8 protein-coding genes are annotated in these 11,915 nt (G+C 40.3%); 5 read left to right on the forward strand and 3 right to left on the reverse strand.

Annotation, left to right across the window (positions count from 1 at the left end):
- The first annotated feature begins 30 nt into the window (after positions 1–30).
- The 4 genes from A3Q33_RS18775 to A3Q33_RS18790 all read left to right on the forward strand — a co-directional run bounded on the left by A3Q33_RS18775 (position 31) and on the right by A3Q33_RS18790 (position 6,142).
- On the forward strand, positions 31–885 hold the full coding sequence (locus tag A3Q33_RS18775) for an alpha/beta fold hydrolase (RefSeq protein ID WP_081181364.1): 855 nt from the start codon (positions 31–33) through the stop codon (positions 883–885).
- Positions 886–933: 48 nt separating this feature from the next.
- Positions 934–3,054, forward strand: a complete 2,121-nt coding sequence (locus tag A3Q33_RS18780) for an oxidoreductase (RefSeq protein WP_081181366.1) — start codon at positions 934–936, stop codon at positions 3,052–3,054.
- Between the two features lie 120 nt (positions 3,055–3,174).
- Positions 3,175–3,963: an SDR family NAD(P)-dependent oxidoreductase gene (locus tag A3Q33_RS18785; RefSeq protein ID WP_081181368.1), complete on the forward strand. Its 789-nt coding sequence runs from the start codon at positions 3,175–3,177 to the stop codon at positions 3,961–3,963.
- A gap of 703 nt (positions 3,964–4,666) precedes the next feature.
- Positions 4,667–6,142 (forward strand): carbon starvation CstA family protein, encoded by a 1,476-nt coding sequence (locus A3Q33_RS18790; RefSeq protein ID WP_081181370.1) that lies wholly within the window; start codon positions 4,667–4,669, stop codon positions 6,140–6,142.
- A gap of 276 nt (positions 6,143–6,418) precedes the next feature.
- Here the strand turns inward: A3Q33_RS18790 and A3Q33_RS18795 are convergent, their stop codons facing one another.
- Positions 6,419–7,159, reverse strand: a complete 741-nt coding sequence (locus A3Q33_RS18795; RefSeq protein WP_081181372.1) for an SDR family NAD(P)-dependent oxidoreductase — start codon at positions 7,157–7,159, stop codon at positions 6,419–6,421.
- 527 nt (positions 7,160–7,686) lie between these two features.
- Between A3Q33_RS18795 and A3Q33_RS18800 the strand changes: the two genes are divergently transcribed.
- Entirely contained in the window at positions 7,687–8,778 is a 1,092-nt protein-coding gene (locus A3Q33_RS18800; RefSeq protein ID WP_231295729.1) for a transporter substrate-binding domain-containing protein, read from the forward strand.
- An 822-nt stretch (positions 8,779–9,600) separates the two neighbouring features.
- Here A3Q33_RS18800 and A3Q33_RS18805 read toward each other — a convergent pair.
- A complete protein-coding gene (locus A3Q33_RS18805; RefSeq protein ID WP_081181374.1) occupies positions 9,601–10,713 on the reverse strand; it encodes an acyl-CoA dehydrogenase family protein in 1,113 nt (370 codons plus the stop codon).
- Entirely contained in the window at positions 10,713–11,912 is a 1,200-nt protein-coding gene (locus tag A3Q33_RS18810; protein WP_081181376.1) for an acyl-CoA dehydrogenase family protein, read from the reverse strand. The genes A3Q33_RS18805 and A3Q33_RS18810 overlap by 1 nt, the downstream gene beginning before the upstream one ends.
- Positions 11,913–11,915 lie beyond the last annotated feature (3 nt).

Consider the following 11,915-nt stretch of genomic DNA (forward strand, 5'->3'; position numbering starts at 1 on the left):
GCTAGTTAGCTTATATTAGGAGATAGAGTTATGAATCAGCAAACAAATAATCCAAACCAACCACAGGATTTACCGTTACCACTGGGACACTTTGTTACCCTAGATAGCGGACTTAAACTACATTATATAGAGCAAGGCCAAGGCCCTGTTATCATATGGCTTCATGGCAGTGGTCCAGGTGCGAGTGGGTTTAGCAATTTCAAAGGCAATTTCCCTGAGTTTGCTGATGCGGGCTATCGTAATATTATTTTAGATTTACCTGGTTTTGGTCGTTCAGACAAGCCAGACGATGTTAATTACGACCTTGACTTTTTTGTTACTGCACTTAACGGTTTTATTGCCGCGCTTGGCGTAAAGAAAGTTACTTTATTAGGTAATTCTCTAGGTGGCGCCATAGCTTTAGGCCAAGCATTAGATTATCCAGATACCGTAGAACGATTAATATTAATGGCGCCAGGTGGCGTTGAAGAACGCGAGACTTACTTTGCGATGGAAGGTATTGCGCGCATGGTAGACGTTTATAGTCGCGGCCCAATGGGCGTAGAGCAAATGCGAGAAGTTATGTCTTTACAGCTTTTTGATGCTGCTATTCTTTCTGATGATATATTAGCCGAACGCGCTGCTGTTGCCGTTACGCAACCCGCTAATTTATTTACCACCATGATGGTGCCAAACATGACAGAGCGTTTAGCAGAACTTAACTGTCCTGTGCTAGGTTTTTGGGGTATAAATGACAAGTTTAACCCGCACGAAGGTATGCATAAATTTCTCGATAATGTCCCAACGGCTCGTTTTATCATGCTTAACCGCTGTGGTCATTGGGTGCAAGTAGAACATCAGCGACTATTTAATAGCAGCTGTCTTGATTTTTTAAAGCACGGCTAATACAGCACCTCACCAAACATAAATAAAGAATAATAAGAGGGATAACCTATGTCAAATTATCAGCATTTGCTAAAGCCTGGAAAAATAGGTGGACTCACTTTACGTAACCGCATCATCATGGCGCCTATGGGCTCGAACTATGCCGAGGCAGATGGTCATTGTGGCGAACGTATTCAGGCTTTTTATGAAGCACGAGCCAAAGGTGGTGTCGGCTTAATTACCATGGGTTCTATAGCGATTGCATTTCCAGCAGGTACCGCTGAGCCCTATCAAGTGGGCATTTCCAAAGATGAGTTTATTCCTGGGCTAAAAAAGTTGGCTGAAAGGGTTCATGCTCATGGCGCTAAAATTTCGCTGCAATTGCAACATGCCGGTAAAACTGCCGTGCGAGATCTCGCTGAGGGACGTGAGCTTTGGGTACCATCTATGCCACCTGCTCCGCCCAAAAATGACATAATGAAGTCGGTGACGAATAAAGAGTTAAGTACCTTTGTTCGACCAGCACAAGACAAGCCTATAAAAATAAGAGTCATGGACAAAGCAGATATCGCGCAAATGGTTGAATGGTTTGCCGCTGCGGCTAAGCGTGCGCAACAAGCAGGCTTTGACGGTATTGAATTACATTCGGCACACTCCTATATTTTAGCCGGTTTTTTATCAAATTATTACAACAACCGTGAAGATGAATATGGTGGTAGCCTTGAAAACCGTGCTCGCATACTCATTGAAATTATTTCAGCAATACGCGAACGAATAGGACAAGACTTTCCTGTTTGGCTTAGGCTGGACGCAAAAGAGTTAAGCACACCAGGTGGCATTACTCTTGAAGATTGTATTGCGGTAACCAAGTTGGCAGAAAAAGCCGGCTTCAATGCGGTTAGCATTTCAGCCTACTCTACGTTAATTAATGGTTCTTCTTTCACAGAGGCACCTTTAGTACATAAACCAGCAGGATTCCTAGACTGGACCGCTGCCGTAAGTAAAGCAGTATCTATTCCTGTTATTGCCGTGGGTCGATTAGAGCCAGACGTTGCCGATGAAGCTATTGCTAGCGGTAAATGTGATTTTGTTGCTATGGGCCGTAAGCTATTAGCTGACCCAGAACTGCCCAACAAACTCATCGCAAATCTCGAAAGCAATATTCGACCTTGTATCTACTGTTATGTTTGTGTCAGCCAAGTATTTATTAATCAACGTGTTAAATGTGCGGTGAATCCAAGCACCGGCAAAGAGTTTGAATTAAAAGTCATTATGACCGATAAGCCCAAACACATTGTGGTTATTGGTGGTGGCCCAGCTGGCATTGAAGCCGCGATAACGGCAAGTAATAGGGGGCATCATGTTACACTGTTAGAACGTAGTAAACGTTTAGGTGGCACCTTATTTTTTGCTGCACTCGCTTATCCGGAAAATGGCAAATTACTCGACTTTCAACTGAAGCAATTGGCACAATCTAAGGTTGACGTAAGGCTTAATACCACAGCAACACCCGTATTACTTGAATCATTGAATGCCGATGAAATATTTGTCGCTACAGGTGCAAGCCGAGAGATGCCTGACGTTAAAGGCGCATCATTAAATCATGTTTGGTCTGGTGAACAACTTCGACAATTATTAACCGGTGAAGTCAGCCAAAGCACGAAATCACAGCTTAGTCCTCTGCAACGAATAATGATCGGCTCAGGTAATTTACTGGGATTAACCAAGCAACTTGCCGCGCTACAAAAACTATCGCACATTTGGATGCCATTAGGTAAACGAGTAACCATTGTGGGTGGTGGCTTGGTAGGGCTTGAGTTAGGCGAGTTTTTGGCCGAACGTGGCCGCAAAGTGACTATACTGGAAGCGAGCAGCAAGCTAGGTACCGAACTGAGTATTGTCAGACGTTGGCGTGTACTCGATCATCTTAAAGAACTTGGCGTAACATTAGTTACCGAAGCACAAGTCAGTTCAATTGATGCTTCTGCTGTGCACTATCAAACTAAAGAAGAGCAACAGAGTGTCGTTGCTGATAGCGTTGTCATGGCAAGTGGTATTGCTGCTGAGAGGAGTTTAGCAGATACATTAATCGCCGCAGGACATAAGGTTAGTGTTATCGGCGACAGTAATGAAGTTGGCTATATAGAAGGCGCTCTTAGGGCTGGCTATCGTGTTGGGTTAGATTGCTAGTCGATTACCCTTATGCCCTAAATTAACCATATCTTTAATTTTCCCGCGTAAATAGAGGGATAAAACCCTCTATTTAACTGTTTTAAAAGCCGGTGACGGTATTCAATCGAGTTGCTAATAATGAATGATTCTAAACAATTAAATAATAAAGTCGCTATCGTCACGGGAGCTGCTCGAGGTATTGGCAAAGCGATATGCCAGGCTTTTGTTGACGCTGGTGCCACCGTAATAGCAACCGACATTCTCAGTGAAGAACTAAATGAAATGGCCGAAGAACTTGGTAACAGCGTTACCGCAATTACCCACGATGTTACTGACGAACAACAATGGCAAACTATTGTAGAAACAACACTAGCTGAACATCAGAAAATTGATATTTTAGTGAACAATGCTGGGATATTACTATTTTCGACGCTTGAAACGACAGAAGCAAAACAATTCCGAAAGATACTCGACGTCAATGTGACAGGCACTTTTTTGGGTTTACAAAGTGTCATATCAACAATGAAAAAAGCTGGCAGTGGCGCTATTGTTAATATTTCATCTGCATCGTCAATCTTGCCTAATAATGGTACAGGAGCTTATGCTGCCAGTAAATATGCAGTACGAGGCTTAACACGAACGGCTGCCCTTGAATTAGGACCATTTGGTATTCGCGTGAATAGCGTACACCCTGGCGCTGTCAATACACCGATGACAAATCCACAAGGCCTCAGTGGAGAAGCACTCAATGCTCGGTTTACATTTATTCCGCAACAACGCGGATGCGAAGCCAAAGAAGTGGCTAATATGGTGCAGTTTTTAGTTTCAGAAAATGCATCGTATTGTAACGGCGCCGAGATGGTTGTTGATGGCGGATTAACCGCTGGACAATATTACTATGGTGTTCCTGGCGCTCCAGAGCGCTGAACCCAGTGTTCAGCGAAATTAATCACTAATATTATTTCTATTATATATATTAGTGACCGTTTATTCGTTACAACTGCCTTTGTGATAATAATGCGCTATAAATTAAGTAGTTTGCAATAGTAAATAGCGAAACCGTTCGGAGTTCGTCTACCGCTATTTACCTTAGTAGATGAATATTTCACGCTTAAGTTATACGTGTTCCACTAGAGCGAAATGGTTAGCCAGCGAAAATTGATCACATGGTAGCCTAAATTTTCGGTGAATAAGGGCCTTGGATGAGCGGCCAATTAAGCAGTATTTATGTTGGCAGCATTCGAGTCTATAACTTTTATCGCTGTGTTTTATGCCTGATAAGCGACAAGATAAACTATCCTACTTATACTCTCCTCCTATTTTATAAAAACTTAACACTTTAAGTGAATATTTATTTGAAAAGACTCAATAATGATGTCCTAATAGTAAGTTGATTAATCAAATGAGTATAATCAAAGCTAGAGCTTAATGTTTGTATCTAATATCGCAACATGGCATTTAACGTACAGGCACTTTAAGTTGTGGCTAATAAATAAGCGAAATATTAGCTAAACGTCTTATTGTTAATGACTTAACCTTTTGTTAAAGTCCGGCGATTATTCAAGGATTGAAAAAGCGAGTCGCATTTTATGCACTCTACAACACACATTTACCAAGAGAAACGTGCTTTATGATCATCTTTTTTATCTGTCTTACTATTTTAATATTAGGCTACAAATTTTATAGCCCATTTGTCGAAAAACAAGCGGGTTTAGATTCAACGGTTGATACTCCTCAAAAACGCTTTAGCGAAGGTGTTGATTATGTTGCCATTCATCCTGTAAGGGCCTTTTTAATACAATTTTTAAACATCGCAGGTGTCGGTCCAATATTTGGCCCAATACTGGGTGCTTTATACGGACCTATAGCATTGGTTTGGATTGTGCTTGGTAACGTTTTAGGTGGCGCTGTACACGACTTTTTCTCAGGTGTTATGAGTATAAAAGAAGACGGTAAAAGCCTGCCAGAAATAGCAGGAAAATATTACAACGTTGTTTTTAAAGGTTTTATGTTAATATTTACTGCCATGCTACTGTTTTTTGTTGGTGTGGTATTTATTATGAGTCCTGCGGGCTTGCTAAGTAACTTAGATTTCTTCGAAGGGACAATATTTGCTAATAATACCTTTTGGGTACTAGCTATTTTAGGGTATTACTTTTTAGCAACTCTGTTACCTATTGATAAAATTATCACGAAATTTTATCCATTTTTTGGTTTGTTAATGATATTAATGACAACTTTTGTTGCCATTGCACTATTAATGGATGCACCTCATTTACCCGTCGCAGGTGACTTTTTAGCTTACTTTGAAGCCGACCACGCTCATGATTTTTTAGAGCCAAACCCTGATGGTTTACCAACTTGGCCGCTGCTGTTTATTACGATTACTTGTGGTGCCATAAGTGGTTTTCATTCCACTCAAGCCCCAATTATTGCGCGCTGTTTAACGAACGAGAAATACGTTCGCCCAGTATATTACGGTGCAATGGTATGTGAAGGTATCGTAGGCTGTGTTTGGGCACTTGCCGGTATAGCTGCATTTCCAGAAGGTTACGCAGGTTTAAAGGTATTACTCGACCAAGGTGGTCCTGGTTTAGTGGTTAACCATGTTGCTAATAATTATCTTGGTGTATTTGGCGGCATTATGGCCGTAATTGCGGTTGCCGTTTTCCCTATTACATCTGGCGATACCGCGTTCCGCTCTTTACGTTTAACGGTTGTTGACGCCTTTAATATTCCGCAAAGTATACGCAATAGATTATTACTTGCCGTACCGATTTTAACGATTGCGTACTTTATGACTAAGCTCGATTTTACTGTGATTTGGCGCTACTTCGCATTCTCAAATATGCTACTTTCCACCAGTGTATTATGGCTCGCGACAAAATACTTGTTTGACCGTGGTACATTCCATTGGATCACCAGCATTCCCGCTGTAATAGCGACCGCGGTCACAGCGTCGTACATAATGACGGCAGCCATAGGCCTTAATTTATCAAGCGACTTCGGCAAACCCATTGGTGCTACTGTCGCTGTGATTGGCTTTATTGTACTTGTGATGGTGCACAGAACTAAATATAAAAACATTAATTTAGCTGCTGAGTAAATATTCCCACAAGCTAAAAAACTTAAAATCCTCAGTCGTTGCATTGCCAATTACTGGGGATTTTTTATACTCGATATCAAAGATAATATGTTTTATCAAATCAGATCAAAATTATTTAAGATTTACAGAATAAAATAAGAGCTTTAGGGGTTTATTTGATGAACTTGATTTTATAGTACTAGCTTAAACTTATTCATAACTCCGCAGTTGTCCTGTATTAACAATAGCACCACGGAGTTACTCAACTAATATATACATTTATTCGTAACCATTGCTTTATGCCGTGCAAGAGCCACCATTAAGAGCGATGGTTTGTCCTGTCATCCAAGATGCTTCATTTGAGACCAAGTAAGTAGCCGCTGCACCGACATCCTCAGGAGTTCCCGCACGACCTACCGATGTTACTTTTGCAGCAAGTTCATCGTAGCCATGATTATTCATAGCGCCAAGTGACAAGGCATTTACGGTAACGCCCTTTTCGCCCAGTTCTGCCGATAATGTTCGCATAAACCCGATTGCAGCAGCTTTTGACGATGCGTAATCGCTTAAACCTAAAGATTGCCCCTGTCGCCACGACTCTGATGAAATCATTAATATTCGACCATGCCCTTGTTCAATCATGGCAGGTAACACCGCGCGCGTGAGGTTAACAATGGCATAAAAATTTAGCTTAAACTGACGTTCATAATCTTCTGCTGTCATTTCCTCAAAAGGACGTAAGCTCCCTGGCATACCCACAGGAACACCCGCGTTATTGACCAGAATGTCAATACCACCAGATGATGCTACAACTTGTTCTATCCAATCTGGGTCAGTAATATCTCCACCTGCAGCCTTTACATTGTAACCCTTGGCTTGCATAGCAGCTACCTGCGCATCAACTCGGTCATGAAAAAGATCGTTCAAGTAAACACAAGCACCTTGTTTAGCTAAAGCCTCAACTATACCTGTACCCATTCCTTGTCCAGCCCCGGTAACTAGGGCGGTGCGCCCTTTAAGATTAAACATTGACGACATTTTAAAATCCTTCCTTAATGGTGATTACAAGCAATAATAAAGTTCAGAAACGCAGGACAATCTTTACCTGCGGCTATGACTTAAACAGAAAAAATAATTACTGCACGAACGGCCACAATGACTAAAAGTTAACTGATAAAGTGCTTATGATTTTATCCATTGCAGCTTACATATTCTGGTTTGCCCATGATATGTTGAAGCATTCACCATAGAATCGAATGTCGCACAAATCATCGTTTATTGAGACTAGATTGATTAACAGAGAGTAAACCAAATTCACTTATTGCCTGAACATTTATCCTGTTCAACACGGCCAGCAACTGCGTTATTTAATCATTATCTCTGTATCGATAAAGCTGATTAATGCATTGGCAAAACGAGACACTAAGTCGTTTACTAAAGTAACTTGTTTATATGAGTATTTGTTCTGATTAAAAAATTTACTTTTCACTTATTTAAGCATCCACTTAGCTTGTAAACTTGTGTATTCTTAACTTATTACCACTAATTTGTAAAAAAGAGTTTTTATGCTAAAAAATAAATTTTATTCACTACTCATCTGTGTTTTAAGCCTGATGGCTGTTTTTTCTGTACATGCTCAAAAAGAGGCAGAAATTACCACCCTAACGGTTGCCGTTGCAGGAGATAAACCTTTTGTTATATACGATCCAGACAGTAAATCATTAGAAGGGATTTCACTTTCAATTTGGGAAAATATTGCTCAAGAAAAAAACTGGGCATATCAATATAAGTATTTTGATTCCGTTGATAAAGCGCTTAATGCTTTAAAGCAAGGTCAAGTTGATTTACTAGCGGGGCCTATTAGCATTACCTCTGAACGAATAAAAGACTTTCGTTTCTCCCAACCATACTATCAATCAAGCTTGACCATTGCTTCTCGTGATGAAAACGCCAGTTTTTGGGGTAAAATAAAACCTTTTTTTAGCATGCAGTTGTTAATCGCAATCTGTATATTTTTATCTTTGTTGGCATCAGTTGGGCTATTATTTTGGCTGGCTGAGCGTAAACACTCACCGGAACAATTCCCTGCCGATCCAAAAAAAGGAATAGCCAACGGTATGTGGTTAGCTATTGTGACTATGAGCACCACAGGCTATGGCGATATGGCGCCCGTAAGTTTAAAAGGTCGAGTTGTAGCCGGCTGTTGGATGATTATTTCATTAATATTCGCAACTTCCATGATTGCAGGTATTGCCAGCACGCTTACTCTATCAGGCTTTAGTAACTCCACAATCACACAGGTAGAGCAGTTTCCGGGCAAAAAAATTGCCACAAAAATTGGTTCGCCTGCCGTTGGTTTTATTGATGAGCACCAAGGAAAAACGGTATTAGTGAGCACGCTAACTGATGCCATGGAAAAGCTAAAAAATAAAGACGTTGATGCCGTGGTATTTGACCGCCCACAATTGTTGTTTTATAAAAACAAACACAAAGCAGAAAATATTAATATTCCCAGTGCAGAATATTACAAGCAAGGCTATGGTTTCGCGTTTAGAAACGACAGTGAGCTTATAAATGAAATTAACTTAATTTTATTGACGCTTTCAGAAGAACAGAAAATTGAAAAAATTATGACTGATTATATCGGTGATAATTAGATAGAAATATTTTGAATCAATCAGCTTTATATTCGGGACTAAAATACAGTATGGATTTAATGAATATTTCATTAGGTATTCATAAACAAGAAGTAAGCATGTTGCTTTTTATAGATATATTTTATTTATTTACACTCAATTTACCGATGGTATTATTTAAACAACATTAGTATTTATTGAGTGTGATTTTTATTTCATTAAACCCTCTCAGATTAGCTTGAAGTTATTATTTAAGCTGCTATATTGTAGGCATGAAAACACCTATTTCAGTACTTTATTATATTTTATTTTTAGGGAGCTTCGCCCTAAAATTCCCCGCTTAAACGGGCGTTTCTCTACGCCCATCTGTTTTTACAGAACATAACTAAAGATAAGTAAAGATAACTAAACGCAAGTAAAAATTTATAATTTATCACCTCTATTTCTAGCTCAACTGCTAATTAGATGGTGAAAAAATTAATGCTAAATTTTTATGCATAGATATACCTGTAAATAGCTAATTTACAATCTATTAAGTTATTCACGCAATTTAGTTTATGAAGAAAATATAGAGAATTTCGGTTTGAATGCTAAAAAACACAATTAATCGATTATTTATTATTAGGTGATAACATGTCTAAAAGTGAAAAGAAAAAATCAGTGTTAACGTTGAAAGAAAAACGTAAATTGAAAAAAGCATCAACGACTAACGAAGTTGTAAAACCTAGAAAGCGTAAAGGCTAAGTGATATAGGGCGCCAATAGTATTGGCGCCCTTTTTTTTGGGAGGGTCATACCGTAAACAAAACTCATACGACTAGTTTGATAGTCAGAGCTTAAATCATCAAGCTATTAGCGATGAGAATCTAGCTTGATGAAAGTCAGCATCACCAAAACACATTTGCGCTACGCGGATCCGCTTCAGGTATAGACCAATATCTAACTCATCGGTGACACCTATACCACCATGCATTTGAACCGCTTCACCACTGATAAGATCCGCAACTTTTGAAAGTTTCCATTTAGCTAAACTAGCACTAGAGGCAAGACTCTCTTCAGTGCTATCTGCGGTTGAAAGCGCTGATATAACACAAGACTGAGCTAATTCTAACTCTACAAAGCACCTTGCCGCACGATGTTGTAATGCCTGAAAAGTACCAATTTTAACGCCAAATTGTTCACGCACTTTTAAGTATTCAATGGTCATATCAAACAGAGCTTTAGTTGCGCCAAGCATTTCACTACTTAAGCATAAACGACCTAAATCTAAGGCATGTTCTAGCGCAACAAAACTATCACCCGCTTTACCTAATAAAGCTTGTGCAGGTAATTTAAGATCACTAAAAGTAAGCTCTGCATAGTTACGTGAATCAATTAATTTTAGGCGCTTAACCTTAACTTGGTCACTAAATGGCACGATAAACAAGCTACACCCAGACTGATGTTGTGCCGCCACAATCCATCCGTCAGGGCTAACGCCATCAATAACCATTGTTTTCTTCCCATTAAGGATAAAACTATTGCCATCTGTTGTAGCCGTTGTTTGCATATTGTCTGGTTTATGCCTGGCTTGCTCGTCAACTGCAAGGGCTAGACGCTTTTCACCACTGATAATGGCCGTTAACCAAGCTTGTTGATCTTCGTTTGCTAGTTGTTGTAATAATGAACCACAAAGTGTTACCGATGATAACATTGGTGAAGCGGTCAGGTGTTTTCCCATCGCTTCAAATATTGCGCCCATTCCTTTGTAACCAAAATCTAGACCACCAAGATCTTCAGGAAACGTCACTGCGCCCCAACCTAGTTCAATCATTTGTTGCCAAATTTTTGTATCATAATTTAGCGTTGAACTGCTATCGCGTAGCGCACGCTGAGCAGCCACAGGACTTTGAGCACTGAGAAATTCTTCCGCCGTATCCGCCAACATACGGTCATCTTCGCTATACACCATACTCATCAGCTTGTTCCTTTATTTTCAGGTAGTTGTAACACACGTTTGGCTATCACGTTGAGCTGAACTTCAGAGGAGCCACCAGCAATAGTTTGAGAAAAACTGTTGAGCCAAGCTCGATTAATGGCTTGTTCTTGATCAGTAAAGTTATCATCTTCCCAACCCAACGCACGATATCCCATGGCATCAAGCAACAATTCAAATTTTATTTTCTCTTGCTCTGTATGCACTAGTTTCATAATTGACATTAAACCAAAGCAACTTTGTCCTGCCTGCATTTCTTGTGTTAACCGCTGAACTGTTAGGTTATAAGCATGCTCTTCCATTTCGGCAGCAACCGCTTTATCAAAAAGTGCAGCTTCACTAGGACTGTGAGGCAAAGGCATGTAATCACTCATCAGTGACATTAAGTCAAAATGGGTGGGTAATTGAAACTCTCCAAACTTAGACATGGCGCTACGTTCGTGTTGCAACAATTCTTTCGCCAACTTCCAGCCATCGTTAATTTCACCAATAAGGTTCTCTTTAGGGACGACAACATTATCGAAAAACACTTCACAAAAAGATGACTTACCGCTGATTAAATCAATTGGCGCAGCTTTTACACCTTCGCTGTGCATGTCGAGTAATAACAAGCTAATACCTTGATGCTTCGGCGCTTTAGGATCGGTTCTAACCAATGCATACATCCAGTCAGACTTGTCACCATAAGAGGTCCATATTTTACTACCATTAACCAGGTAATGATCGCCCTGGTCAACCGCGCTAGTGCGAATGCTGGCAAGATCTGAACCGGCATTAGGTTCACTGAAACCTTGACACCAACGGACTTCACCGCGGGTCATCGGCTTAAGGAATTGCTGCTTTTGTTGCTCGCTACCGTGCTGTAAAAGCACAGGTCCAAGCATCCAAATGCCCAAGTTTATTTGTGGTGGACGACATTTAAGTCGACGCATTTCGCTTTCTAATATGCTATTTTCTTTTGCATTGAGGCCACCACCGCCGTATTCGGTTGACCAACTAGGACAAAACCAGTTTTTGTCGCGCATACGGTCAAACCATAACTTTTGATCATCAAAAGTAAAGTTAACATCACGTCCCCCCCAAATAAGCTCTCCGTCTGGGGTAGGTGTACGTAATGACATTGGGCAATTAGCCTCAAGCCAAGTGCGAACTTCTTGACGAAACACATCTAAATCACTCATCTG

Source organism: Colwellia sp. PAMC 21821 (genome assembly GCF_002077175.1).
In the GTDB taxonomy this organism is placed as follows: Bacteria; Pseudomonadota; Gammaproteobacteria; order Enterobacterales; family Alteromonadaceae; genus Cognaticolwellia.

Coding starts and splice junctions, on each gene's coding strand:
- A3Q33_RS18785 (WP_081181368.1), top strand. CDS start 3,175: ATGAATGATTCTAAACAATTAAATAATAAAGTCGCTATCGTCACGGGA.
- A3Q33_RS18775 (WP_081181364.1), top strand. CDS start 31: ATGAATCAGCAAACAAATAATCCAAACCAACCACAGGATTTACCGTTA.
- A3Q33_RS18800 (WP_231295729.1), top strand. CDS start 7,687: ATGCTAAAAAATAAATTTTATTCACTACTCATCTGTGTTTTAAGCCTG.
- A3Q33_RS18795 (WP_081181372.1), bottom strand. CDS start 7,159: ATGTCGTCAATGTTTAATCTTAAAGGGCGCACCGCCCTAGTTACCGGG.
- A3Q33_RS18805 (WP_081181374.1), bottom strand. CDS start 10,713: ATGAGTATGGTGTATAGCGAAGATGACCGTATGTTGGCGGATACGGCG.
- A3Q33_RS18790 (WP_081181370.1), top strand. CDS start 4,667: ATGATCATCTTTTTTATCTGTCTTACTATTTTAATATTAGGCTACAAA.
- A3Q33_RS18780 (WP_081181366.1), top strand. CDS start 934: ATGTCAAATTATCAGCATTTGCTAAAGCCTGGAAAAATAGGTGGACTC.
- A3Q33_RS18810 (WP_081181376.1), bottom strand. CDS start 11,912: ATGAGTGATTTAGATGTGTTTCGTCAAGAAGTTCGCACTTGGCTTGAG.